The sequence below is a fragment of the Candidatus Dechloromonas phosphoritropha genome (assembly GCA_016722705.1).
Taxonomy (GTDB): Bacteria; Pseudomonadota; Gammaproteobacteria; order Burkholderiales; family Rhodocyclaceae; genus Azonexus; species Azonexus phosphoritrophus.
In genome coordinates this window covers 2759637-2785415 of the sequence record JADKGN010000004.1, presented here as the reverse complement: position 1 = coordinate 2785415, position 25779 = coordinate 2759637, and the positions used below count along the sequence as shown (strand labels likewise).

The window sequence follows — 25779 nt, the reverse complement described above, 5'->3', positions numbered from 1 at the left end:
TGGAGCGACGCGTAGTCGTTATTGACGCACCAATTCGCCGTACCGGGCATTTGAAAGGTTTGATTCAATGGGAAAAAGTAGTCTGTTGCCGCTGGCCTTGATCGCTATCGTCGTGGGCCTCATCTACTATTTATTGATGCCGGACCAGCAAGCCCCCGAACCGACGGTTGTCGCGCAGACGCTGGGTCCGGCCGCGGAACCAGCACCACCAGCGCCGGATCCCGAAGTCGAACGCTATCCGATCATCGCGGCAACCCCTCCAGCCGAACCCGCGCCACCTATCAATCTCGACGACGACACCGCCTATCGTGACGGCTTGCGGCAACTGGTCGGTCCGGAAGCGCTGGCCTATTTCTACCCCGACCGGATGATTCACCGCTTTGTCGCGACCATCGACAATCTGCCGCGCGAGGAAGCACAGGCCAAAATGATGCCGATCAAGCCCGTTAGCGGGCCGTTTATGGTTGAACGTCACGCTGGCACAATGACCGTCGACCCGGCCAATGACCAGCGTTACCTGCGTTATCTGAACGTGCTGGCGGCAGTCGACAAGCAGCGCCTGGTCGACCTTTATGTCAGCCTCTACCCCGTATTCCAGCAGGCCTACCGCGAACTCGGCTATCCCGGCAGACATTTCAACGACCGCCTCGTCGATGCCATCGACAACCTGCTGGCGACGCCGGCAATCGTGCCGCCGCTTGCTGTGGTGCAGCCGAAAGTACTCTACAAATTTGCCGATCCGGCACTCGAGAAGCGTTCCGCCGGGCAGAAAATCATGCTACGCCTAGGCGCCGACAACATGGCGCGTGCCAAGATTTTGCTGATCGCCATTCGCGGTGAACTGCTGCGCCGCTCGCCGACCAAATGAATCCCGGTCACAGCAAGCACTTACGATGAGTCGAAGCCGGGCAGGTCATTTTCGGGCCATTTTCCCGGTTGACCGTGACAGTGCCCAGCCACCATCCGATCACATGAAAACTTGCCACATATCATCAAAAGCTGATTCACAAAGGCGTAAAGTGTGGCCCTGTACGGCGCCAGGCGCACTGGCCGCGACGCACCAGGAACATTAGAAGCTAAAACATCCGTGACTACCTCCCTAACCCCAAGCAACGCAATCCTCCTCGTTGGCCATCCCAACGTCGGCAAGTCGGTCCTCTTTCACCGTCTGACCGGCGCCTACGTCAACGTTTCCAACTACCCCGGCACCACCGTCGAAGTCACGCGCGCCAGCGCCCGCTTCGACCGCGAGGCGGTGTTGCTCGACACGCCGGGCGTACTCGCCCTGCCCTCGCGCAGCGACGACGAACGCGCCACCATGCGCGCGCTGCTCAACGAGCAAACGCGCTGCCTCGTCCAGGTCGGCGACGCCAAGAACCTGCGCCGCACGCTGACCCTGACCGCGCTGCTCGCCGAACTCGGCGTGCCGATGGTGCTGGCGCTCAACATGCACGACGAGGCCGCGGCGCGCGGGGTCACCGTCGACATTCCGGCGCTTGCCGAGGAACTCGGCATCCCGGTCATGGCCACCGTCGCCACCGGCGGCGAAGGCATCGGCGAACTGACCAGCAGCCTCGGTCAAGCCCGCCGGCCGGACGCGCTCCTGCACTACGACGCCGACAGCGAGGCCGACATCACCCGCGTCGGCGAGGCCATCGCTCGCCTTGCCCCGCACCCGCACCTGGCGGCGCGCGGGCTGGCGATCCTCTATCTCGGCGGCGATGCCGAAGTCGCCGCCTGGCTGGAAGAGCACACCGGCGACAAGTTCCCGGAAATCAAGGCGCTGCGCCAGGCCGCCTCGCACCGCACCGCGAACAAGCTGTCGGCGCTGCTCGCCCGCGAGCGCAGCGAAGCCGCCGATACCCTGGCGACCAGCGTCATCCAGCGCGCCGCGCGCAGCAGCCCGCTGCTCGCCCAGCGCATCGGCCAGTACGTCGTGCATCCGCTGTGGGGCATCCCGATCCTGCTCGGCGTGCTCTACGTGGTCTACGAATTCGTCGGGGTCTTCGGCGCGACGACGCTGGTCGGGCTGCTGGAAAAGGATATCTTCGAAAGCATCCTCAACCCGGCGTTCACCGATTTCGTGACTGCCGCGGTCAACGTTCCGTGGATCACGGAATTGCTGGTCGGCAAGTACGGGCTGTGGACCATGGGCATGACATACGCCCTGGCCCTCATTCTCCCCATCGTCACCACCTTCTTCATCGCCTTCGGCGTGCTCGAGGATTCCGGCTACCTGCCGCGCCTGTCGGTCATCGCCAACCGGCTGTTCGCGCTGATCGGCCTCAATGGCCGCGCCGTGCTGCCGATGGTGCTCGGCCTTGGCTGCGTGACGATGGCGACGCTGACCACGCGCATCCTGCACAGCCCGCGCGAGCGCATGATCACCATCCTGTTGCTGGCGCTCGCCATTCCCTGCTCGGCGCAACTCGGCGTCGTCCTCGGCATGCTCGGCAGCGTCTCGTTCACCGCCGTGCTGATCTGGGCGCTGGCCATGGTCGGCGTCCTGCTGCTGGTCGGCTTCCTTGCCAGCAAGCTGATCCCTGGCCGGCGCATCCCGCTGGTCACCGAACTGCCGCCGATGCGCATGCCGATCCTCGGCAACGTGCTCAAGAAGACCGCCGGCCGCCTCCAGTGGTACCTGGTCGAGGTCATTCCGCTCTTCCTGCTCGGCACCTTCATCATGTTCGTGCTCGACAAGACCGGCGCCCTGCCCGGCATCATCAAGGTCGGCGAACCGCTGGTTACCGGCTGGCTCGGTCTGCCGCCGGAAGCCAGCGCCGCCTTCGTCATGGGCTTCCTGCGTCGTGATTTCGGCGCCACCGGCCTCTTCGCCATGGCGCACAGCCTGAGCCCGATCCAGGCGGTGGTTGGCATGATCACGATCACGCTGTTCATTCCCTGTTTCGCCAGCCTGATGATGATGGTCAAGGAACAGGGCCTGAAGATCGCGCTGGCCATGGTCGCCGTCATCGTCCCCTTCGCCTTCCTCGTCGGCGGCCTGTTCAACCTGTTGCTGCACGCCGTCTGGTCCTGACATGAGCCCGAAACCCGACATCCGCAAGGCGGCCCGCCTGCCGCTCGCCTTCATTCCGCCCGGCCAGGAAGTCCGCCTCGCCGGATTCGGCGACGAAATCGACGCGCTCCAGCGCGAACAACTCACCGCCTACGGCCTCGCCGAATCGCGCCCGCTCAAGGTGCTGCAACAGCGGCCGATGACCGTCATCCTCGCCGACGAAGTCGAACTCGCGCTCGAACACGCCGTCGCCCGGCATATCTGGGTGGAGAAGGACGTTGGCGAGGTTTTTGGGTAGGCTGATTCACGCGGGCCTGGTCATTGACGGGGTGAGTGTTGCCACTCCTGATCGGCGAGAGAATGCCCGGCGAGACGAGGCGATCACCCCCCACGTTGAACGCCGTCTCGGATATATTGAATCCGCCAATCCTTTCGAGGGCCTCAAGGCTTGAAAAAAATTTGGGGTAAAGCAAATGTCGCTGACCCCTTTGGGTTCGAGCACCACTCCCAAGTCGCTTGAGGTATGATTCTTACGCTCATGAACCTTAGCTCGCTCCTTCACCGTCTTGCTTCAGATACGGTCGCGTCCCCGGTTGGCGCGGCGATTCGTTGTGTGGTAGCCAACTTCCGCTGGGAGCATGCAGTCTCGGACGGGCGTGCGGCCGAGTACAACGCCTATGTCGGTGATGTTGCCGCGCACAAGGATTGGAAGGCGGAGCACAAGGGCTACTTGAGTTCATTCGTCCATGTCCCCAAGGATCTGCCGAGAAGCTCTGAATGCTTTATGGCCGTAAACGGCAGCGCGCATTTGAATGAGCAATTGGACAACACTTTTTTGTTGCGTCTGGAGTCTGTAGGTCAATTGTTCGACCATCCACTAACTTTTGACGCCGCCAACAACTTTTGGCAGCGCTTCTTCAATTCACAGAAAGACTTGCGCAAGAACAAGTTGTCCGACACCGATGAGGCATTGCGCACCGAGTTTGTAGCGCAATGGAATGCCCAACGCACGCAAGCTCGTCCCTTGTTCGCCACCTTCCTCAACGATTTTGGTGGCGACCTGGCGGCATTGGTCAAGACCGACTGGTCCCATATCCTGCGCGACCGCCTGGGTTTGACGCATTGGCCCAGCACGGCGGGGAAACCGCTCCCTGTCGCCTTGATGTGCTACACGGTGGACGAGGTGCGCCAGGCACGGTTGATGGCCACCAAGAAAGGGGCCGTTGCCAGCTTCAGCCGACCCACGGTGCTGGACGCGGAAATGTCCGGCGCCTTCATCCCCGCGCCGCTGCTACCCGGAGGTGAAAGCTACGGCTACACGCTGGATTTGGCGAACCCCGAGGTTCCCGCTGCCTTTACCCCGGAACTGCTGACGCTTCCCATCGAATACCAAGCCAGACACATCAAGGCCCTCGGTTTCATCACCCGTGAACATGCGCTCAAGGACGATGCAGCCGTGCTCGCGGCCCGCAACCGCCATGTGCAGGGGCTGAAAGCCTTGCCCGGCTGTTCCGACTTTGGCGAGGTGCTGACATGAGTTGGCAGCAATGGGCCGACGAACTGCGCCAGGATCCTCAGCAGGCCATCGCGGATTTGCTGCGTGGCGCTGCGGACATCGGCCCCTTTGAGCGCGCGGCGCCCCACCAATTCTTGTTGGCGGTGTTGCCTCTGGGCAGCCGCATTGTGTCGCGCACATTGCTCGGTGAGCCCCGTTCTGCCGCGCCGGAATTTGACCCCACGGCCGATTTGCCGGGATATTTGGATAGCGGCCTAGCGGCTTGGCTCTTGGCACAACGCCAGGCTCCCCAACCGCCCGCAAGAAAACTCGGCGCCTACGCCGCCCAAGTATGCGAAGCGCTGCAATGGCCGCTGTACTTTGCACTGCCGCAAGCCCGCGCCGCGTTGCGTGCCGAGCGCGCACTATGGCTTACTTGGCTGGGCTCACTAGCCCTTTCGGCCTATCGCGACCCGGAGTACGACTACTGGCAGTTGCTGGCCGCGCAACAGGCCGACGACCAGTTGCAGTTCTTCTGGCAATCCATTGTGGTTGAGGCAGGGCGCACCCGCTCCGCGCGTTACCTCAACCTGGGCCTGCTGGCCCTGGCCCAGCTGCCCCTGTCGGATGAGGACAGTCTGCGTAACCCGCGGCTGCAAGTGCAGGCCCTCGTCAACCGCTACCAACGCCGCAAGGGCTGGGGCACCCCGGCCCTGGAAGAACTGGCGGATGCATTGCGCGGCGTCATGGCGCGCAACCCCAGCATGAATGCCGACAACTACCGGGCGTTCCTGACCGACTTGCTCTCTCCCCTGGGCGACGACAAGACCGCGTCGGTGCTGAGCTTGTTGGGGCTTGCCACGCAGCGCTACGGTGCCCCCATCTCAAGCTCAGTCTACAAACTCAAACCGCCGGGCTTGGCTAACGAGACTGACCAAGCCGTCCGGGCCGTGCGCCAATCCGACAGCCTGGCACAAGCCTGGAAAGCTATCCGTCCCCTGCTCGGCGCCCACGAAGACTTCTTGCACAAGTCGGGCGATGCCTACTACTTCGTGCGCAATCTGGACCGGTGCGCCCGTGCCCTGTGCGAGGAATACTCCATTCGTGACCCGGAAATCCAGTCCCGCCTGTTCCAATGGATCCACTTGGCCTTGCCCATGGACGCAGATAACCCCAGGCTGTGGATGCTGTGGGAGTTGGCTTTACGCCAGGCCAGCCAGCCGCAACGCGCGCAGTGGGTGCTGTGGGAAATGACCCGGCGCTTTCCAGACCAACTGCACTGCCGCGTAGATCTGGCGCGCCTGCTGGCCGCCTCCAGCGCCCCCGACGATCAGGCCCAGGCCTACCGCCTGTTGCGGCAAGTGTTGCAGTTGGACCCCGACGACCTGTATGCCCATTCCACCCTGGCCCAATTGGCCATTCGTCGCGAGGACTGGGCCGAGGCCCTGGCCCACGCCCAACACGGTTTGCGGGTTGACCCTGGCAATGAGGCTTGCGCGGTGCTGTTGGCCACCGCCTATGCCCGGCGCAACGGGCCGGACGACTTGCAGACGGCCATTGATCATTTGCAGCGCTTTGTGACCCGCCACCATGGGAAAGTGCGCGCCGAAGACTATCTGCGCAATCTCCTGCAACGCCAGCAGTTGGCGGCGCAAGGCCGGCTGCCAGCCCACAAAGACGACGAGGCACCCGCCAGCGTCGGCACCATCAGCCCCGAAAGCGATCCCGCTTGGCGCGCCTTCGCCGAGTCGATTCGCTCCTGGGTGGCCGCATCGACCTCAGGGGATGCAACTGCCCCCAGCATCGAAGATGTGAACTTGGTTGATCGGGTGCTGCCCCTGCCGTCAGCCTTGCGGCAGGCCGTGACGCGACAACAATGGGATGCCGACGTGCTTGACCGTTACGACCCCGCCGCCCGGCAGGAATTTCCGCTGGAAACGCGGCTGTGGCGTTATTTGCAGACCTTGCAGTCCAGTTCCGCCGGAGCCGGCGAGCGCGATCAAGCCAGACAAGCGGTGCAAGCATGGCTTGATGTTGAAACTCGATCCCCGGCCCACGACAGCCCGTCGTGGCTGCCCTACTTGAAACAGCACTGGGAAGCCTTGAATGCCCGCACCGATTCAGCATTGGCTACCGGCACGGAATGGCTCAAGGACTTGCTGGATCGCTATCAGCCTTTGCCCGCGCCCTTGCTGGTGTGAGGCACTCTGGTTCAAGGCGCACTGCCAAGTTGCCCTGTCCGCAACTGGAGCAGCGTAGTCAACGGGGTCGGAGTGAATAGCTGCGGTCGACCGCAATAACAAGCCAAAAACCAGAATGGTCGCCTCCAAGGCGAAGCCTGATCAAATGTGCCAAGCTCCGATTTAGCGCGCATCGGCGGCCCTCTAAACATCACACTGCAAACTTTCTGGACACCGGCCTGACGTCCGACCCCGGCCCATTTTGATTGTTCCGTGCTTCGTTGTTGGGCATCATGTTCAGCAGTGCCAAAAGGGTCAGAGTGAATTGAAAAATCTAATTTACTCTGACCCTTTTGGCCCCTCGTTACTGCCCCTGATCGAAATGTCTCTGACCCTTTTGGGCTCTGCTTCACCAAGCATTCATCGCGTTTGTCGTGCTCGGCGCCGTGCTGACCTGGCGCTTCCCGCAACTGCGCTGGCTGCACTTTGCCACGCTGGCTTAGGTAGCGTTTATCGAATTCAGCGGCGGCATCTGCCCGCTGACCCCGCTGGAAAACCGCTTACGCTGGAGGGCGGGCGACGATGGGTATCACAGCGGATTCATCGCACATTACCTGATACCCATCATCTACCCGGAAGGGCTGACGCGCGACTGGCAAATGGTTCTGGGGGTCGCCGGGCACTGCGGTCGGCGCCAGTCGGGAGTTTCCGCCCAATTCTCCCCGGCACCCCGCAAAACCCGCCACCATTTCCAGCCTGAGGCCCGCAAAACGTTGGCTGGTTGGCGTTTCGCGAGCCTCAGGCATAAGCGCTCCCACCGAACGACTCCAGAAGTGCTTGTCTACCAACCGATCCGTTGATCGACTTCGAGCGCCGGTATCGGCTGCGCAAGTGGATCGACGTTCTCTTCCCAACCCACTTCTTAGAGCAGCAGGCCACGCGCCGGCGCCAAGCGGGACAGCCCAAGGGCTCAAAGTCATTCCATTATCTGAGCCACGGGAAAATACCCCTGCCCTTTTCGACTGAAAAACACAGCTTGTTGCGGTCGACGGAAAAAACAGGCGGAAAACCAGATAAACCTGACCCTGTTGGCTCGAAGGAAGGTCTCGCGCTTAGGTCGGAAGATTCCAATTCACTGAATCGAAGTCTACTCTGCTGTTTGAGCGGGTCATCCCGGCGAGCTGTCCCAGGACTTTCTTGCAGCGCCCCGCGACAAAGCCCTCTATTCCATCGACTCGAATCCCATTTAGGGGTTCCTGTTCAGAAATGAGGGTTTGATTGAGAACGGCGGCCCGATAGATCTGATCATTCGTCCACGGTCGGTTGGTGTGTGGAGCGCCGAAGGGAGTGTCCGCCTCCAAGTACACGGATTGCTCCAAAATGGACCAGCGCGCCGCTTGAATGAGGCGCAGACGCTCAACGTTGAAATGTTTATCTACAAACCACTCCATGAAATCGACATAGTAATTCCTAAAATGATCGTTCGCCAGCAGCTTCGTGATCAACGGGATTTTGCCGATCTCCCTGCCTCGGTAAAGCAGGTCCTTGTCCTGCCAGTTGCGCTTCTGGCCTGGCCAGCTAACTCCCAGCAGACTATCCAGGTCATTGAGGAAAAATGTGGCAAATGGCGGCTGATTCGACGAATCATCAACTGCCAAATGAAGGAAGTAGTTCTGGCTGTTGAGATAGTAGGTATCCCAGGAGCCGAGCAGGTTGACCACAGCCATAGTGCGCAGGAAACCTTCGACATCCAGTATCTTGCGTGCAGTATCGAAAAAAGAGGCACTTGCCGGCTTATTCGAGTGAAAGGCCGTCAGAAAGCTGGCCAAGGCAGCATAGTCGCTGTCAGGTGTGTCGAGACGGGGTTCATAGGTACGGCTTTCAGGACGGGAGTTGGGCGCAAAGTAATCTGTCGCCTGGACTCCGCGCAGCTCAAGGGAAGCGCCACCGGGAAGATCATCCCCATAGTTGCCTTTGAAGATCGCCCGGTGCTTGACGCCTGGAAGATAGGTTTTGAAGTGATAATCATCCATCGGCGGCATGGCCACATAGGTACCATAGCACTTTCCATTCAAGGTGAGTTCTGCGTACATATTTGGACGTACCGGACACCTTGCCAGACCCAGAAGGTCAAAGGCGAGCCGGACTCTATGGTACGAAGGATCGCGGAGTGCGTTGAGCAGGTTGAGCTGGCGGGGAATACCGGATTCTTCATCATTATCAAGATAGACCGAGATATTGACCTTTGAATCCCACCGGCTTGTATTTCCACGGCGCTTGACGGATACCTGCTCGCCCCGCTCAGCGATGATCACGCCGTTATCGGGGTCGGGCTGTTTCGGGAGGAAAAGCGCAGGCTGCGTTTCAAAAACACGCACGGAAGCGTCTGCGTTTCCATTCGCTTTCAGTGCCTCGCCGAACTCATCATCTTTCCAGAGTGTGTTCAGATCGACTCCATCGACCTGCACAACCATGATGGTGGAGCCCAGTGCGCCTGTGCCAGAAAAAATGGTCGTCCGATCTTCGGCAGCCTTTTGCCAAAGGGCAACTACCATTCCCGCCTGCGTCAAAGTTTCCTGGTCGGCCAACCGAAAACGGATCTTGCCATTCTCGGATGAATCTGCAAGCAGTTTCAGCGCGGCAGCCGCCCGCTCAAATTCAGCTTTGCCTCGCAGGAATGAATCTGCATTGGCGGGATCATCCGCTTCCTCAGCGATCTTTCGCGCTCTTGAATCTTTCGGGAGTGCCGGAATGAAAACGGATTTGACTAAATTTCGGATGTCTTTCGTTGTTCCGGAATCAGGAATGCGATCCATGGCTGGTTTCTCCTGGTTTACCGGCAGCTTGCCGGTACTTTCGATAGGGAAAAATGGGAAATTCAAGCGCCATTGCGCGAGTATTTCCGCTCTTGCCGCCTGTCGTCAACGGGAAGTTTCCGGAATTTCCGCCAAATTCTCCCCTGCACTCCCCAAAACCCGCCATAATTTTCTGCCTGAATGCGGTGAAAGGGATCAGAGTAATTTCCAGTTTCTGGCCAGTTTTTCCGGTCGACCGCAGCAACTCGGATTCTTCTTCAACCAAAAGAACACAGGAAATGTCTCTGACCCCTTTGGGGTGAATTCCTATCCTTAGGGGGAGCTATAACCATGCGGCGAATGTTATCCATCGTGCTTGCTGCGGCCTTGCTGTGGGCTCCATCCGCTCTGGCGATAGCCGCCAAAGCCAAGTGCCCAGAGCTTTCGGTCTACCTCGAAGGGAACTCGACCACCATGGGTGTCGTTTACACAGAACGGCTCACCATGCACAAGGTCTCGGACGGGGGAGGTTACGGTGGCAAGTGGCTGATCGACGAGTTCGAGCAGCAGATGGACTACCCCTGGGAACTTCGCCCCACGGCGCCACCCACCTCCGGCCGGGTAGACATGGGGCTCGGCATGTGGATGAACAACGTCTCGCGCCAGTTGGGGCCGCGAACCCTGCTCATCACCTCGACAGCGGGTAATTAGCAGAACTGCTGGTCGGCAAGTACGGGTTGTGGACCATGGGCATGACCTACGCCCTGGCGCTCATTCTCCCCATCGTCACCACCTTCTTCATCGCCTTCGGCGTGCTCGAGGATTCCGGCTACCTGCCGCGCCTGTCGGTCATCGCCAACCGGCTGTTCGCGCTGATCGGCCTCAATGGCCGCGCCGTGCTGCCGATGGTGCTCGGCCTCGGCTGCGTGACAATGGCGACGCTGACCACGCGCATCCTGCACAGCCCGCGCGAGCGCATGATCACCATCCTGTTGCTGGCGCTCGCCATTCCCTGTTCGGCGCAACTCGGCGTCGCCCTCGGCAACGTGCTCAAGAAGACCGCCGGCCGCCTCCAGTGGTACCTGGTCGAGGTCATTCCGCTCTTCCTGCTCGGCACCTTCATCATGTTCGTGCTCGACAAGACCGGCGCCTTGCCCGGCATCATCAAGGTCGGCGAACCGCTGGTCACCGGCTGGCTCGGCCTGCCGCCGGAAGCCAGCGCCGCCTTCGTCATGGGCTTCCTGCGTCGTGATTTCGGCGCCACCGGCCTCTTCGCCATGGCGCACAGCCTGAGCCCGATCCAGGCGGTGGTTGGCATGATCACGATCACGCTGTTCATTCCCTGTTTCGCCAGCCTGATGATGATGGTCAAGGAACAGGGCCTGAAGATCGCGCTGGCCATGGTCGCCGTCATCGTCCCCTTCGCCTTCCTCGTCGGCGGCCTGTTCAACCTGTTGCTGCACGCCGTCTGGTCCTGACATGAGCCCGAAACCCGACATCCGCAAGGCGGCCCGCCTGCCGCTCGCCTTCATTCCGCCCGGCCAGGAAGTCCGCCTCGCCGGATTCGGCGACGAAATCGACGCGCTCCAGCGCGAACAACTCACCGCCTACGGCCTCGCCGAATCGCGCCCGCTCAAGGTGCTGCAACAGCGGCCGATGACCGTCATCCTCGCCGACGAAGTCGAACTCGCGCTCGAACACGCCGTCTCCCGGCATATCTGGGTGGAGAAGGACGTTGGCGAGAGCCGGGGATAGCCGGAGCAGCGGCAGCGCGATGATGCCTTGACGACTTTCCGCCCGGGGCCGGAAACACGGAGCCAGCGCCGGGCGCGTACCGTCGGGGTCGGCGCCGATGAGTATTACGGCAGGCCGGTTAGCAACGACCAACAACTCGATGGCCTGCCCATCAGCCAAGTTCATGGATCACCCCGGGAGGCAAATCTGGTAACCGGCGGCCACTTGTGTCAACGAAATGCCGAGTACCGCGTTAACCGTTCAAGGCAATCTGCCTTTCATACTCAAAGGAGAAGGTTATGCGTAAATTGTTCACCGCTGCAATGGCCATGATGCTCGCGCTAGGTGTCGCGCACGCTCAGGCACCGTCGCCCGCCCAACCCGGAAAGCCGGCCACCCCGGCGGCCGCCATGCCGGCGCCTGCCGCCGTTCCCGCCGCTCCTGTCGCCCCCGCCATGCCGGCGGCAACTCCGGCAGCAACTCCGGCAGCAACTCCGGCAGCAACTCCGGCGGCCGCCGCGGCACCAGCCGCTGCCAGTTGCGAAGCCAAGGCTGTCGACAAGAACGGCAAACCCCTCCACGGCGCAGCCAAGACCTCATTCATGAAGAAGTGCAGTGGCGGCAGTTCCCCGTCGGGCTGCGAAGCCAAGGCGGTGGACAAGAACGGCAAACCCCTCCACGGTGCAGCCAAGACCTCGTTCATGAAGAAGTGCGACGCCGGCAACTGATTAGTCACGGCAAGGGGCGGCACCGATCGACCGCCCATGATCGACCCGAGCCCGGCTGAAGCCGGGCTCGGCGTTTCCGGACGGGGGCGGTCGCCCCGCTGCAGCGCGCACAATCCGCCGCCTGCGGCGTAGCCGAAAATCGCCTGATCTAGGTGCAGCAGAAACGATCAATGACGGTCGCCCTCGCCGACGAAGTCGAACTCGCGCTCGAACACGCTGTCGCCTGTCACATCGGGGTGGTGAAGGCTGTCTGCGAAATTCCGGGATAGGCTGAGGCGCGCGGCCTTGTCATTTGCGGGAAGATTTTCGCTGGCCCTGATCGCAGTCCAGCGTTGCTGTCGCACAAGTTGGATTCCGGGGCATGATTCCATTCTGGGCCCTTCGGGTTTCAAGCGAATCCATTCGTGAACGCTATCCAGCAGGTTCTGGGGATAGTCATGCCGGGGTATGATGCGCTTAAAATGAGAGGCACAATTCCATCGCTTCCCGATAATTTGTGGTTGATAGTTCGTTCTTGTTTGATACAAACGCCTCTGGATTTGGGAGGCTTACCTAATAGTTCGCGGCCGCTGCGCGCCCGCGAACGGGGGTCCCACCTTTCAATTTTCACTCGCAATCGCCGGCCAACCAGCACCGACTTATACTGACGCCTGATCACGCTGTTGTCGAAGCGCCGCCCATCAGCGAAATCGATCCTGAGGAACTGCCATGATCAATGAGAAAGAGCGAGCGAAGCGAAGGGCTGCGTATGAGCTTGCAAAAGAAAACTCGATAAAACGTGGTGTCGAGTTAACGCCGGAAACAGAGAAACTGATGGCGCAATACATCAATGGTGAAATCGGCGACCAAGTGTTCTTTGCCGAGATATGGAGACTTCTTGGCATTTCTCAACAGGTGCATTAGCACCTCTTGGCCGCTAGCGTGTGGCCCAACGCTGCGCGATATAGCCGCGCAGCGGCGGTTACAAGAATCGCAAGAATCGGGGACAGACCAGAATGGTACTAAGTTACGGACGTATTGCGTCCGTTTTTGCAGCCACAATGCTAGCGCTGGGCATGCTGGACAGCCTTAACTTAGTGCCATTCGGGACAGACCACGATTTCCACTCATTGCCACGGTCAACCGCGAAAAACAGCCAAAAACCGTGGGCTGTCCCCGGTTGTTCTCCCATAGTTAGGTTCCAGTATTTTGGTGGCGAACTGGAAATGTTTGAACAGCCACCCTATTTCAAAATCAAGGAGCAATCGTATGCCAGCAGTAGCAAGTTACAGTATTTTATTTTATGGTAGCCCAGATGGTTACCAAACGAACCGCGCTCAGATCCAACTGAGCGATGCGGCGGGCAAAACCCTAGCTTGGGTTCGATTCAACGATCCTGGAATGGTCTTTGAAGCCGATGCAAACGATAACGGGATTATCAAAATGCATCTCCCTTCCGCTATGTTTCAAAGCGTCCTTGACGTTCTCCGTAACGAGAACCCCATTAACATCTACTTTGCGCAAGGGCGCGGGTTCTTGGGGACATCAAGTGAACCTGTTGGTGAAGGTGAGTAGAATCTAACCCGTAACTCAATCCGGATTGGCGCGATAAAGCCGCGCCCAACCAAGAGGGTCAGAGTGTATTGAAAAATCTAATTTACTCTGACTCTTTTGGCCCCGGCTTGCGGCTCCTGATCGAAATGTCTTTGACCCATTTGGGCTCATCAAATACCCGAAAGGACTGACGCGCGAATGGCAAATGGTTCTGGGGGTCGCCGTGATTGTCATCAACTTCGCGGCCTATGCCGCCGGCCAGCGCCGTGAGTCCGGGACTTAGGCGGATGATACTGAGCGTAATGGCTGGCGCCGCGTTGATTTGGGGAGGGCTATTCATGTTTCAGGACCACCTGCTTTATTTCCCCACCAGCGCGCCGCTTGCCGAGGTTGTCGCCGAAGCCCGGCGCGGCGGACTCGAACCCTGGCCGGACGCCAACGACTTTCGCGGTCTGTTGCGCAAACCGCGCGCGGAGGCACGCGGCACCCTTGTGTTTTTTCATGGCAACGCTGGTCACGCCGGTCACCGGGGCTGGGTTGCCGAAGCGCTTGCCAACGCCGGCCTGCGCGTCATCCTGGCCGAGTATCCGGGCTACGGTCCGCGCCCCGGTCAACCGGGAGAGGCTGCGCTGGTGCGCGATGCGGCGGAAACACTCGCCCGCGTCCGCGAACAGTTTCCCGGCCCCTTGCTGGTGGCTGGTGAATCGTTGGGCGCCGGCGTCGCGGCGGCGGTTGCCAAAAATTCTCCGGACGATCTTTCCGGCCTGCTGCTGATTACCCCCTGGGATAGCCTCAAACAGGTAGCGCACCACCACTACCCTTGGGCACCCGTCGATTTACTGTTGCACGACCGCTACGACAACATCGCCAACCTGGCCGGTTTTCGTGGCCCGGTTGCGGTGGTCATAGCGGCCCAGGACAGCATCGTGCCAGCGCCCTTTGGCGAGGCCTTGTTCGCCTCACTGCCCGGCCCCAAAAGACTATGGGCAATCCCGGCCAGCGATCACAATGACTGGATGATGCAGGTCGACGGCAAATGGTGGGCGGCGGTGACCAGCTTCCTGCTCGGCGGGTAGCGCGCCGGCTTGGCCAACAGAATAGTCGAAGGGGTCGATATATTTGGCTGGAGTTTCCTCAAGCAAGCAAGTCATTACGCCCTGACTTGCAGATTGCAAACCGGCCTAGAATTACGCTCACGCGCAACTGCGCAACCTGCCGCGCAGCCCTCTTCGCTCCGAGTTGATCACCAACCTCAATCGCCAAGGAAAGCCCATGTTCGAGACGATCATCCACTGGACTACCGCCGCCCTGGAACTCGCGGGCATATTCGTCATGGCGCTCGGAACCCTGTTCGCCTCGCTCGTGGCGCTCACCCGCGCGGCGCGCGGAATGGCTGGCAGCCACCTGTACGAGTGGTATCGCCAGACGCTGGCGCGCGCCATCCTGCTCGGCCTCGAGTTCCTCGTCGCGGCCGACATCATCAACACCGTGGCCGTCGACCCCAGTTTCAGCAGCGTCGGCGTTCTCGGGCTGATCGTCGTCGTCCGCACCTTCCTCAGTTTCACCCTCGAACTCGAAATCACCGGCCGCTGGCCCTGGCAGGCCAGGCCTGAAGCCGCCGCGCCGGTGGCCGCGACAGATTCGCGCGGGCAACCGGAAACCACGGGCCAGCGCTCCTGAACGTCACCTCTTTCCAAGTGCTGGCCTGCCCGCTCGACGGCGCTCCGCTGACATGCACGGGGTCGACATGGCGCTGCCCCGGTGGTCACAGTTTCGATGTGGCCGCTCATGGCTACACGAACCTGCTGCCGGTGCAGAAAAAGCGCTCGCTCGATCCCGGTGACAGCAAGGCGATGGTTGCCGCCCGGCGGCGCTTTCTGGCGGCCGGTCACTACCAGCCGATTGCCGACGCCGTCGCCCGCGCGCTGCTCGCCGGTCTGCCGGCCACTGCCAGCTGCCTCGATGCCGGTTGCGGCGAAGGCTATTACCTGCGCCGACTGGCCACTGTGGCGGGCGCCGGGCAAAGCCTGGCCATCGTCGGGCTGGACATTTCCAAGTGGGCCGTGCTCACCGCCACGAAACAGGACAAGCGGCCGAACTGGGTGGTCGCCAGCAACGCCAACCTGCCGGTGCTGACGGGAACGCTGGACCGCGTGCTGTGCCTGTTCGGCTTCCCGGTCTATGCCGAGTTCGCCCGGGTGCTCAAGGCGGGCGGCGAACTCCTGCAGGTCGAATCCGGACCGGGTCACCTGCGGGAGCTGCGCGAAATCATCTACCCCGCGCTGAAGCCGGAGCGTGCCGGCAACGCGCCAGCCCCGGCCGGTTTCAGGCATCTTGGAACGGAAACGCTCGGCTATTCCTTCGCGCTTGCCGGCACCGAGCAAATCGCCGACCTGCTGACCATGACCCCGCACTTCTACCGCGCCAGTGCCGAGGGCCGCGCCAGAGCCGCCGCGCTCACCGCGCTGACGCTGACCGTTGATGTGCACCTCGCCCGTTTCGCGCGGGTTGCCGCCTGAACGCCTGCCCGACCACCGTTTGAATCTTGGCCATTTTTCACGGTCGACCGCAGCAGGCACAAGAATTTTGCCTGCGTCTTCAGGCCAGCCGGGACGGCTACCCCGCTTGCAAATCGACATTTTGTGAGGGTATCGTCAACTGGGTGCAATGTGGCCAATCGCCAGACCCAGCCGCAACGGAGGAGGTTGATGGCACGCACAATGACAGAAAGGAGGACGAAAGAATGAGCGACAATCAGTTTTTCCTTCAAGGAGCACAACCATGGAACTGACAGCGGTACTCAGCCCCGCTGAAGAAGGAGGCTACGTAGCCTTGAATCCTGAAACGGGCACCACTACTCAGGGTGAAACCGTCGAGGAGGCTCTCGCCAACTTGCAGGAGGCCACGGCACTTTATCTGTCGGAGTTTCCCCTGCTCGTGCCTGGGCATCCGCTGGTGACGATGTTCAGTGTTCCTGCCCATGCCTAAGCTGCCGCACGTTGCGGGAGCGACCGTAGCACGGGCGCTGGAGCGCCTGGGTTTCCAGAAACTTCTGGCAATCGGGGAGCCACGTCATCATGCGCCGTGGATCGAAAGGCTGTGTCGTCCCCCTGCACAGCGAAGTCAAAGTCGGCACGTTGGCTGGCATCTTGCGTCAAGCCGACGTAACGCCGGACGAATTCATCGCGGCCTTGTAGCCGCAGTACCCAACCTCAATTTTGAGGCTGTAGATATCCCCCTACTCCACCGGATATCCTGCAAACGAAAGGCGCAAAAGGTCTCTGCCTGATCTCCTGCCCCACCGCCGGTTTGAATCTTGACTGCTTTTCGCGGTCGACCGCAGCAGGCACAAAAATTCCGCCTGTGCCTTCAGGCCAGCCGCAACGGCCGTTAGAATGGGCATCCAGGCAAGCAAGCCACCCGTTTCCAACAACCTCCGGAGAACGCCATGAAGGGCGACAAGAAAATCATCGACATCCTCAACGACCTGCTGGCGGGCGAGTTGACCGCCGTCGACCAGTACCTGATCCACGGCGAAATGTATGCCGACATGGGCTTTGCCCAACTGGCTGAAAAGGCGCTGCACGAGTCCGAGCATGAGCGCCAGCACGCCCGCGCACTGATCCAGCGCATCCTCTTCCTCGAAGGCACGCCCGATCTCGCGAAACGCGAGGAACTGAATGTCGGCAAGAACGTGCCGGACATGCTGAAGTCCGACCTCGCCGTCGAATACAAGGTGGTCGGCGAACTGAAGAAGGCGATGGCCGCCTGTGAACTGGCTCAGGATTACGTCAGTCGCGACATGCTCGGTATCCAGCTCGAAGACACCGAGATGGACCACGCCTATTACCTCGAAAAGCAGTTGCGCCTGATCGACCAGATCGGCCTCGAAAACTATCAGCAGAGCCAGATCGGCTCCAGCAACCCGGCTTGAGGAGCGCACGATGAACGGCGACAAGAAGGTCATCGACTCCCTGAACAAGGTGCTGAAAAACGAGTTGACCGCGATCAACCAGTATTTCCTGCATGCCCGCATGTTCCGCCACTGGGGTCTGGAAAAGCTCAACGACTACCAGTACCGGCAGTCGATCCGCGTCATGAAGGAGGCCGACGAGCTGATCGAGCGCGTTCTCTTTCTCGAAGGCCTGCCCAACCTCCAGAACCTCGGCAAGCTGATGATCGGCGAGGATGTCGTCGAATGCCTGCAGAGCGACCTCAAATTCGAGCGCGAAATCCAGCGCCCGCTGCTGGTCGAGGGCATTGCCCTCTGCGAGCAACTCCAGGACTACGTCAGCCGCGACCTGCTGGAAGACCTGCTCGAACACTGCGAGGAAGCGATCGACTGGCTGGAGACGCAGCACAGCCTGATCGAGAATGTGACGTTGCCAAATTACTTGCAGGCCCATATGGAGCCTGGCGACGACTGATTCAATGCACCCCGGCGGCGCACGCGAAAGCCACGGTTTTCCACCGTGGCCTTTCTTCGACTGCGCCACGAATGTTATTGACAGTCATTCGCATTCATATAAAATGAGAACTATTCTCATTAAAGGCCTCGTCGTCGTTCATGGAGACCGCCGATGTATGTTTGTGTCTGCCAGGCTGTAACTGATCGCCAGATTCGCGAAGCGGTCGCAGGCGGCGCGCGTACGCTGGATGACTTGCGTCGGGAACTCGGCGTCGCCAACCAGTGTGGTCAATGCGCATCGTGTGCCCGTGCCTGCCTGCGCGAAGCGCTTGCGGCGCCGGTGAAGCCGGGCAAGGCAATACACACTGCCACCGCCTAACAGCGGCGCTGCCCGCCCGAATATTCACGACACCCGTTATCGGATTCAGATCGCCAGCCATCACGGCGCATTCCTGCTGCATTGCTGCATTCACCTGATTTGAGTTTTCCGCTAATTCGCCTATAGTGAAACTCCCTTCGCCCAATGCCTGCTCCAAGATTGGCCAAACAGGCAAGCAAGCCTGCGCAACGAGGAGAATCTGATGACCATCTTTATCGGTAGCGAGGAGAAGCGCGTTGGCCTGGCGCTTTCGGGCGGCGGCTTCCGGGCGGCAGCTTTTCATCTGGGTGCATTCCGCAAGCTGAATGAACTCGGCCTGCTCTGGAAACTCGACCTGCTGACCTGCGTCAGCGGCGGCAGCATCGCCGGCGCCTTTCTGGCCTGCCACTGGGGCGAGGATGATGCCCTCGACAAGCTCGATGACTATCTGCGCACCAGGTCGATAGCCGTCTCGTCGGTCATCGGTGGCGTCCTCGATCCTTTCCACAGCCGGCTCGACAAGCTGGCTGCCACCTACGAACGCGACCTTTACGGCCAGCGCACGCTGGGCTCGCTGCACAACGGGCCGCGTCTGTATCTTAATTCCACCAACCTCGCCACCGGCAACATGTTCTTTTTCGTTGGTGGCGGCGCCGGCAAGGCCGAGATGGGCGAATGGGAACTGGGCACCACCGACGCCACCGACTTCTCCGTCAGTCGCGCGGTTGCCGCATCGTCGGCATTCCCGCCGGTCTTCCCGCCGCTCAGGGTCGATCAGTCCCAGTACCCGGCGGCCGGGGTTGACTATGTCACCCTCACCGATGGCGGCGTCTATGACAACCTTGGCGTCAATCCCCTGTTCCGCAAACGCAACGCGCTCGATTACCTGATCGTCAGCGATGCCGGCAAACCCTTCGCAATCGACGAACGGCCGACCGAATCCGGCGCCGCCGTGCTGGTGGCGGCCATCGACATTCTCATGGAACAGGTTCGCGGCCTGCAGTTCAAGCGGCTCGAACTGAATGCCGGCACCGAGGGGGGAGCACGCCCGGTGTGGTTCTCCATTGACAGCAAGGTCGGCGAGGAACGTGAAGGCGACTCTGCCTTCGCTTCCGCCATCCGCACCAACCTGACGCGACTATCGGCACCCGAGATGAGCGTGCTCGCCCGCCACGCCGGCGCCCTGCTCACCCACCGGCTACGGACCTACATGCCCGAACTTCTCGGCGCATGAAACATTGACCGGCGAGGCATCCAGAATGACGGACAACGCTTCCGGAACTTTCTCCGACGAATGGGTGCGGCCGCTGCTTGAAGTCGGCCGCACCGACCCGGCCCCCGAAGTCCGTCTCGCCGCCCTGATGGCGGCCGCGCACTTCCCGCTCGGCCGCATGGCCTGGCGGGATCTGGCCGAGGCCGGGTGGCGGATCGTCGCGACGACGCCCGGGGGTTCGCAAGTCCGGCGGGCGGCTCTGGCCTTTGTGGCCAATGTTCCTCTGCTCTCGGTACGACAAGAGATCCGCCGCATGGCCGAGGATCCGGCCGAACCGGACCGCGATGCCATCGCCGCAGCCCTCGAGGAAGCAGGTGACCCGTCGCGCATCCGTGCCCTGGTCGAACGCGCGGCTGGCGGCGATCAGGATGCCTTCCGCCTGCTGGCTATCGCCCCTCTTGAAGATACCGCGCTGACCCCAGACGATCTGCCGCCCGGCGCCGAGGCTGCATTCTGGCGCGCCCTGGCGATCGGTCGACTCGGCAACTTCACTGCGCTCGAGGATGTTTTCAAACCCGAAGCCCCGTGCCCAGACCTGTTCTGGGGCAGCCCCTGGGTCGCCCATGACCAAATCGCGACGATTCGCCCGATCCCCGAGCCGCTGGGTAATGCGCTCGGGATCATGCTTTCCCGTCTCGACGATGCGCAATTCGCCGAGCGCATTGGACACGATCTGGCGCGCGCGCTGCGCCTGACCGTCTGGGCCGCCACCGGCATGGCCGATGCGCAAGGCAACCCCATGGCGCCGCCGCGACCCTTCGCTTCGGTCGCCCCCCCGGAGCCGTTCCGTACCACAAAAGGCATCACGAGCGTATTGACGGCACAGATCAGCGCCCGCCAACCCGAACACGACGATGGCCAGGTCGCCTGGATGATTGCCGATACGCCCGGCGACCGCCTGATCCGCGAGGTCGTCGCGCTACTCCGCCGCGACTGGACGCCGGCGGCGCGCCTGCGCCTGCTCGACATCCTCGGTCTGGCAGCCGACTGCCAGGCCGGCTGCGCCCCCACGCCCTTCCGCGGAGCGGGAGGCAGCGCGACACGCACCCTCCGGCACGACCTGATCGACGACAGGATACGCCTTAGCGCCCGCCCACCGGCAATGCCGCCGCCCCCCGCGCCGGTATCCGTTGCGCGCGGCGCGCCGGCGAGGCGGCCCGACATTGTTGACCGTTCCTTCGGAGCGCCTGAATCAGCCGGCGCCGCACCCGACGACGGCCTCACCGCAACGACAATCGCCGTACCGGAAGCGGATGAAAGGCGCGTCCGCGCCGAGATCCGTCATGATGGCCAACCCCGCAAGACCTTTGTCGCCGGCGCTGCGAACATCCTCCGCTGCTGGATCGGCCTGCCCGAGGACGACGGCGCGACGACCGCTGACAGCGCCATCCCCACCGTCGCCATTCCGCAGGAAGGTCTCCTGTTGACCGTTGAGTTGTGCTGGGGTGACCAGCGCGACAGCACCTCGATGCTCCTGCCCGCCGGGCGCTCCGCCCGCAGTGGTGACTGCGACCTGCATATCGATGTCCCAGCCGACGAGCGCTATGTCAGTGCCGAGATCATGTTCCGCTATCGCGGACGCTGCTTCGAAGCGGTCAGGATTGAAGCGGCAGCGCTCGCCCCGGGTGAAGCGGAAAATCCGCGCGACGCCCTGCGCGTGCGGGTGCAACTCAGCCGCCGTGAAGTGATCGCGATCGACGATGCACAGCCGTGCACCTCGACGCTGGTTTTCGGCAGCGAGCAAGCGGCCGAGGCGGGAGGCGCGCCAGGCAGCCAGCCGACGCTGCGGGTATTCGACGGCACCGGTGGACGAAATTACACGCTCAATTCCCCGGGCAAGGCGATCGAAGCCCTCAACAGCGTCCTCTTCTCGACTGAAAAGTCGCTCGTCCGCCGTTTCGCCGCCGCGCCCGGCGCCGAGGCGATGCTCGACGCCAACGACGAGGAAGTCCGCGTGCTGCTGCGCGACATGGCGCGCTTCGGCGCCGGCCTCTTCAACCAGCTCGAGCAGCAGGGCTTCGCTGACGCCGGCGACCGCATCCAGTTGCTGAGTCTCGATCCTGACGTGATCCTGCCCCTCGAATTCGTTTATGACCGCGGCTTCCCGGTCGAGGCGGCCCGCCTCTGTGATGGTTGGCAGGCCGCACTGGCGGCGGATGCCAAGGCCTGCCCGGCCTGCGGCGAAGCGCCGCCCAACGCCGATGCCCGCCGCCACGCCCCGACCATCTGTCCCCTCGGCTTCTGGTCACTGCGCAAGGTCATCGAACGCATGGCCCCCGGGGGCGCGGCCAGCGCCTCGGCGCCCAGGCCGGAGCGGCGCAGCCTGCCACCCATCGAATCGGCCGTCTTTGCCAGCAGCGACAAGGTTCCCGAGGATGAACGGACAGCCACGTGGACGACCATCCACGAGCGCATCGGCAACGCCACCCTCGCCCACGATTGGGACGAATGGTATGAGGCGGTCAAGCAGCATCCGCGACTGCTGATCGCGCTGCCGCATCATGACGAGGAGAATCTGGAGGACTTTCTCGAAATTGGCGATGAGACCCTGGGCCGCGACCTTGTCCGGCTGCGGCGCGGCCAGATTCGCCCCGAGTACGTAAACCCGGACGGACGCGACCCCGGCCCCATCCTGTTGCTGCTCGGCTGCCGCACCGGGGCCGAGTCGGAACTCGGCTACGTGCAACTGGTTCGCGAGTTCCAGAAACTCAAGACCGCTATCGTCCTTGGCACCCTCGCCCAGATCCTCGGCCGCCATGCGGCGCCGCTGGCCCGCGAACTGGTGACGCAACTGCTCGAGGTCAACGACCCGGACGCCGATTTCGGCACGCTGATGCGCCGCGTCCGCCGCCGCATGCTCGCCCGGGGCTACCTGCTCGCCCTCTGTCTCGTCGCCCTCGGCGACGCCGAATGGCGGCTGACGCCAACACCCCGACCGGCCGCCACCACGCCGACACCGTAGCTTGCCCCACCCCGAAAGGTCCAGCCCATGTTCCGCATCGAGATGCTCCCCGCCGCGCACGGCGACTGCCTGTGGCTTGAATACGGTAGCGGCCGCGAAATCCATCGCATCCTGATCGACGGCGGCCCGGCCCATGCCTATCCTGCCCTGCGCGAGCGCATCCTGCACCTCCCCGCCGATGAGCGCCACTTCGACCTGCTCGTCATCACCCACATCGATGCCGACCACATCGAAGGCATCATCCGGCTCCTGCTCGACGCCGAAGCCCTCGATTGCCGCTTCGACCGCATCTGGTTCAATGGCCGCGACCAGATCAATGCCGTCCCCGACCCTGCTGGCGAAGCCCTCGGCGGCGTCCAGGGCGAGATTCTCGGCATGTTGATCGCCGACTACGAGCAACGCACCAACACAAAGGTCTGGAACCTCGGCTTCGACCAAGCGCTTGCCGCCATCGACCGGAGCAACCCCGCCCTGCCGGAGGTGGAACTCCCCGGCGCCTGCCGTCTGACCCTGCTTTCACCCGACCACGAGCGCCTGCTGGACCTGAAGGACAACTGGGCCAAGGAACTGAAGGCAGCCCGGGTCAAGTCCGGCGATACGGCGCAACTGCGTGAACTGCTCGCCGACAGCCGCAGCCTGCGCCCCCTCGGCGACGTTCTCGGGTCCGAGGACAGCATCGACCTCGATACACCACCAGGTGCCGCCGAGGATTTCGACTTCGCCGATGTGCTCGGCGGCACCGGCGAACCCGGCGCCGATGCCCCGTTCGGCGGCGACGCCAGTCGTGCCAACGGCAGCAGTATCGCGCTGCTGCTCGAATACCCGGCGGCGAAACCGGAGGTCCGCTTCCTGCTCACCGGCGACGCCTGGGCTTCGGTGCTCGAAGCCTCGCTCGACCGCCTGCTCGCACCGGGCGCGCGCCTCGCCGTCGATGGCTTCAAACTGGCCCACCATGGCAGCGTCGCCAATATCAGCGAGTCGCTGCTCGGCAAGCTACGTTGTCCAAACTACCTGATTTCGACCAACGGCGCGATCTTCAAGCATCCGCACGCCCGTTGTGTCGAACTGTTACTCAAGACTCACGGCGGCCCCGGCAAGCCCCGGCTGCACTTCAACTATCTTGTCCCGTCCACCGAGGCCTGGAGCGTCGAAACCGACCAGATCGCCCGTGGCTACCTGGCATTCCACCCCAAGGGTCTGTCGCTGGCCTTCTGAGTACGGGCACATCGGCCGCATTTTCGCCGTCGACCGGAACAGGCGCCTGTTCCGGCAACCCGGCGCGGATACGCCGCGGCGGCTCAGCGCTCGCCGCTGCCTCACCCATCGCCAGGCCTCCACCGGAAAACATGCGTTATCGAACAACGCTACCTTCGCAACCTTTGGCCGCGGCGTGTTCGCAACGAGGTTGAAGGCTAGAATATCGGAATCGAGGGAGATTCCTGATGGGTATGATGGAGCATTTTGAAGTCATTATCGTCGGCGCCGGAATCTCCGGTATCGGCGCTGCCGTGCATCTGCGGCGCCAGTGCCCGGCGCGCAGCGTCGTCATCCTCGAGGGGCGAACGAACATCGGCGGCACCTGGGATCTGTTCCGCTATCCGGGCATCCGCTCGGACAGCGACATGTACACGCTTGGCTACAGCTTCAAGCCGTGGACGCTGGCGAAGGCGATTGCCGACGGCCCGTCGATTCTGAAATACCTCAACGAAGCGGCGCGTGAGGAGGGTATCCACGACAAGATACGCTTCGGCCACCATGTCACCGCCGCGGCGTGGGATTCAGGCGCCGCGCGCTGGCTGGTGACGATGCAGCACGACGGAAAGGATCTGCGGCTGAGCTGCAATTTTCTCCACATGTGCTCGGGCTATTACGACTACGCGGCGGGGTTCACGCCCGAATTCGCCGGCCGCGAACGCTTTGCCGGCCGCATCGTGCATCCGCAGCACTGGCCAGCCGACCTCGACTACCGCGGCAAGCGCGTTGTCGTCATCGGCAGCGGCGCCACGGCGATGACCCTGGTGCCGACGCTGACCCGCGATGCCGGGCAGGTCACCATGCTGCAGCGCTCGCCGACCTATGTCATCTCGCGACCGGCCGAAGACCGCTTCGCCAACACGCTGAAGCGCCTGCTGCCGCCGATGCTCGCCTACGGCATCATCCGCTGGCGCAACACGTTCTTTCACCAACTGGTTTTCGGGCTGGCGCGCACCTGGCCCGGAGTGGTCAGAAAATACCTGCTCGCCAGAGTGCGCGATCAACTCGACCCCGGCTACGACACGGCGAGCCACTTCACGCCGCGCTACAAACCGTGGGAACAGCGGCTGTGCCTTGTCCCCGATGGCGATCTGTTCGCGGCGATCCGCTCGGGGCAGGCCAGCGTCGTCACGGCAACCGGGCTCAAACTCCTCTTTCTTGCCGGGATGGCGGTTACGGTCGACGGCCGAAAGGTCGATTTTTCAAGAACATTCGGCTACAAGGGCATGATGTTCTCGGGGGTGCCGAACCTGTCCTGCGTCTTCGGTTACACCAATTCGTCGTGGACCCTGAAGGCCGATCTGGAAAGCGACTATCTCTGCCGGCTGCTGAACCACATGCAGGCCAGCGGCGAGCAGATCGTCACGCCGGTCGCCGATCCGGGGATCAAGCCCGAACGCTGGATCGATTTCTCTTCCAGCTACTTCGAGCGGGCGCTCGGCAGCTTCCCGAAACAAGGCTCAAAGGCGCCGTGGAAGCTCTACCAGAACTATTTCAAGGACATCCTGCTGTTCAGGTTCGCGCGGCTCGCGGATGACTCGCTGCGTTTCTCGAAGGCAGGCCAGGCGGTCGACATCGCATAGCGTCCGGACCCGTTCGCCCCGCCCGCCGCTGCCGCCGGGCAACTGGGCGGGCTCAATCGATGCGGTTGGAACGAGTCTCCAGCATCATCCCAGTGCTTCGTGTCCCGGAGCATCGGTGGCGAAGACGTATATTCGAGACCGCCGATGTTGGCTGAAACGAAGCGGACACGGCACTGGACCTTGAGTTCCCGGAAGTTGCCACCCCGGCGCAACATGAAGGTCAGGATGGCTGGCGTGCCGACGGTCGCCGGCCGGGCACCCCCGTCATCGATTCGCTCGTCTCGAACTCGGCCCCACCACGGGAAATGTTCCTGGTAATGTCCGAATAGCGCTCGCCGGTCGCCGCGATCATCAGGTCGCAGTGAATGCGGGCGCGAAAGCGAAGGTCCTCGCGGCGGTCGTCCATTCGCGCATTATCGGCCCGACAACCGATCCGGCAAAGCCTCGCCGTTCAGGCTCA

The 25779-nt window shown here is 62.2% G+C and carries 24 protein-coding genes and 3 pseudogenes; 25 read left to right on the top strand and 2 right to left on the bottom strand.

Features of this window, described 5'->3' with window-relative positions; translation table 11 throughout:
• Window positions 1-67 precede the first annotated feature (67 nt).
• From IPP03_19245 to IPP03_19220, 6 genes and pseudogenes are all read left to right on the top strand, one after another.
• Window positions 68-868 carry a DUF3014 domain-containing protein gene (locus tag IPP03_19245; GenBank protein ID MBL0354683.1) on the top strand — a complete coding sequence of 267 codons (801 nt, stop codon included), beginning with the start codon at window positions 68-70 and terminating at the stop codon, window positions 866-868.
• 219 nt (window positions 869-1087) lie between these two features.
• Window positions 1088-3037, top strand: coding sequence for a ferrous iron transport protein B (gene feoB / locus IPP03_19240; protein ID MBL0354682.1), 1950 nt, complete (start codon window positions 1088-1090; stop codon window positions 3035-3037).
• A gap of 1 nt (window position 3038) precedes the next feature.
• Window positions 3039-3314: a ferrous iron transport protein A gene (locus tag IPP03_19235; protein ID MBL0354681.1), complete on the top strand. Its 276-nt coding sequence runs from the start codon at window positions 3039-3041 to the stop codon at window positions 3312-3314.
• Between the two features lie 240 nt (window positions 3315-3554).
• The gene (locus IPP03_19230) at window positions 3555-4553 is read left to right on the top strand and encodes a hypothetical protein (protein MBL0354680.1); all 999 of its coding nucleotides are present in this window, start codon (window positions 3555-3557) and stop codon (window positions 4551-4553) included.
• Window positions 4550-6712: a hypothetical protein gene (locus IPP03_19225; protein ID MBL0354679.1), complete on the top strand. Its 2163-nt coding sequence runs from the start codon at window positions 4550-4552 to the stop codon at window positions 6710-6712. Before IPP03_19230 ends, IPP03_19225 begins: the two co-directional genes overlap by 4 nt.
• Window positions 6713-7095: 383 nt before the next feature.
• A pseudogene (locus IPP03_19220) lies at window positions 7096-7551 on the top strand (DUF2784 domain-containing protein).
• A 252-nt stretch (window positions 7552-7803) separates the two neighbouring features.
• Here the strand turns inward: IPP03_19220 and IPP03_19215 are convergent.
• Window positions 7804-9507 carry a CotH kinase family protein gene (locus IPP03_19215; protein MBL0354678.1) on the bottom strand — a complete coding sequence of 568 codons (1704 nt, stop codon included), beginning with the start codon at window positions 9505-9507 and terminating at the stop codon, window positions 7804-7806.
• Between IPP03_19215 and IPP03_19210 the strand changes: the two genes are divergently transcribed.
• The 19 genes and pseudogenes from IPP03_19210 (at window position 9506) to IPP03_19120 (ending at window position 25319) form a co-directional block, all read left to right on the top strand.
• Window positions 9506-9823, top strand: a complete 318-nt coding sequence (locus tag IPP03_19210; GenBank protein MBL0354677.1) for a hypothetical protein — start codon at window positions 9506-9508, stop codon at window positions 9821-9823. The genes IPP03_19215 and IPP03_19210 overlap by 2 nt on opposite strands.
• Before the next feature lie 14 nt (window positions 9824-9837).
• Complete coding sequence (locus IPP03_19205; GenBank protein ID MBL0354676.1) at window positions 9838-10197, top strand: hypothetical protein; 360 nt, start codon at window positions 9838-9840, stop codon at window positions 10195-10197.
• Window positions 10194-10964 (top strand): annotated as a pseudogene (locus tag IPP03_19200) (ferrous iron transporter B). Before IPP03_19205 ends, IPP03_19200 begins: the two are co-directional and overlap by 4 nt.
• A 1-nt stretch (window position 10965) precedes the next feature.
• Window positions 10966-11241 (top strand): ferrous iron transport protein A, encoded by a 276-nt coding sequence (locus tag IPP03_19195; GenBank protein MBL0354675.1) that lies wholly within the window; start codon window positions 10966-10968, stop codon window positions 11239-11241.
• A 434-nt stretch (window positions 11242-11675) separates the two neighbouring features.
• Window positions 11676-11948: a hypothetical protein gene (locus IPP03_19190; GenBank protein MBL0354674.1), complete on the top strand. Its 273-nt coding sequence runs from the start codon at window positions 11676-11678 to the stop codon at window positions 11946-11948.
• A gap of 708 nt (window positions 11949-12656) precedes the next feature.
• Complete coding sequence (locus tag IPP03_19185) at window positions 12657-12851, top strand: antitoxin VbhA family protein (protein ID MBL0354673.1); 195 nt, start codon at window positions 12657-12659, stop codon at window positions 12849-12851.
• Between the two features lie 345 nt (window positions 12852-13196).
• Window positions 13197-13502, top strand: a complete 306-nt coding sequence (locus tag IPP03_19180; GenBank protein ID MBL0354672.1) for a hypothetical protein — start codon at window positions 13197-13199, stop codon at window positions 13500-13502.
• A 266-nt stretch (window positions 13503-13768) separates the two neighbouring features.
• The gene (locus IPP03_19175) at window positions 13769-14557 is read left to right on the top strand and encodes an alpha/beta fold hydrolase (GenBank protein MBL0354671.1); all 789 of its coding nucleotides are present in this window, start codon (window positions 13769-13771) and stop codon (window positions 14555-14557) included.
• 196 nt (window positions 14558-14753) lie between these two features.
• On the top strand, window positions 14754-15161 hold the full coding sequence (locus IPP03_19170) for a DUF1622 domain-containing protein (GenBank protein MBL0354670.1): 408 nt from the start codon (window positions 14754-14756) through the stop codon (window positions 15159-15161).
• Window positions 15158-16000: a methyltransferase domain-containing protein gene (locus IPP03_19165; protein MBL0354669.1), complete on the top strand. Its 843-nt coding sequence runs from the start codon at window positions 15158-15160 to the stop codon at window positions 15998-16000. The genes IPP03_19170 and IPP03_19165 overlap by 4 nt, the downstream gene beginning before the upstream one ends.
• Before the next feature lie 262 nt (window positions 16001-16262).
• Entirely contained in the window at window positions 16263-16469 is a 207-nt protein-coding gene (locus IPP03_19160) for a type II toxin-antitoxin system HicB family antitoxin (GenBank protein ID MBL0354668.1), read from the top strand.
• Window positions 16462-16678, top strand: a pseudogene (locus IPP03_19155) (type II toxin-antitoxin system HicA family toxin). Before IPP03_19160 ends, IPP03_19155 begins: the two are co-directional and overlap by 8 nt.
• A gap of 251 nt (window positions 16679-16929) precedes the next feature.
• Window positions 16930-17415 carry a bacterioferritin gene (bfr, locus tag IPP03_19150; protein MBL0354667.1) on the top strand — a complete coding sequence of 162 codons (486 nt, stop codon included), beginning with the start codon at window positions 16930-16932 and terminating at the stop codon, window positions 17413-17415.
• Window positions 17416-17425: 10 nt separating this feature from the next.
• Window positions 17426-17908 (top strand): bacterioferritin, encoded by a 483-nt coding sequence (gene bfr, locus IPP03_19145; GenBank protein MBL0354666.1) that lies wholly within the window; start codon window positions 17426-17428, stop codon window positions 17906-17908.
• A gap of 153 nt (window positions 17909-18061) precedes the next feature.
• Window positions 18062-18268, top strand: coding sequence for a (2Fe-2S)-binding protein (locus IPP03_19140; protein MBL0354665.1), 207 nt, complete (start codon window positions 18062-18064; stop codon window positions 18266-18268).
• A 202-nt stretch (window positions 18269-18470) separates the two neighbouring features.
• Window positions 18471-19481 carry a patatin-like phospholipase family protein gene (locus tag IPP03_19135; GenBank protein ID MBL0354664.1) on the top strand — a complete coding sequence of 337 codons (1011 nt, stop codon included), beginning with the start codon at window positions 18471-18473 and terminating at the stop codon, window positions 19479-19481.
• A 25-nt stretch (window positions 19482-19506) separates the two neighbouring features.
• Window positions 19507-22482, top strand: coding sequence for a hypothetical protein (locus tag IPP03_19130; GenBank protein ID MBL0354663.1), 2976 nt, complete (start codon window positions 19507-19509; stop codon window positions 22480-22482).
• Window positions 22483-22509: 27 nt separating this feature from the next.
• Entirely contained in the window at window positions 22510-23697 is a 1188-nt protein-coding gene (locus IPP03_19125) for a hypothetical protein (GenBank protein MBL0354662.1), read from the top strand.
• Between the two features lie 233 nt (window positions 23698-23930).
• A complete protein-coding gene (locus IPP03_19120) occupies window positions 23931-25319 on the top strand; it encodes an NAD(P)/FAD-dependent oxidoreductase (protein MBL0354661.1) in 1389 nt (462 codons plus the stop codon).
• 220 nt (window positions 25320-25539) lie between these two features.
• On the opposite strand, the gene IPP03_19115 is transcribed toward IPP03_19120, so the two are convergent.
• Complete coding sequence (locus tag IPP03_19115) at window positions 25540-25725, bottom strand: PilZ domain-containing protein (GenBank protein ID MBL0354660.1); 186 nt, start codon at window positions 25723-25725, stop codon at window positions 25540-25542.
• Window positions 25726-25779: the final 54 nt, after the last annotated feature.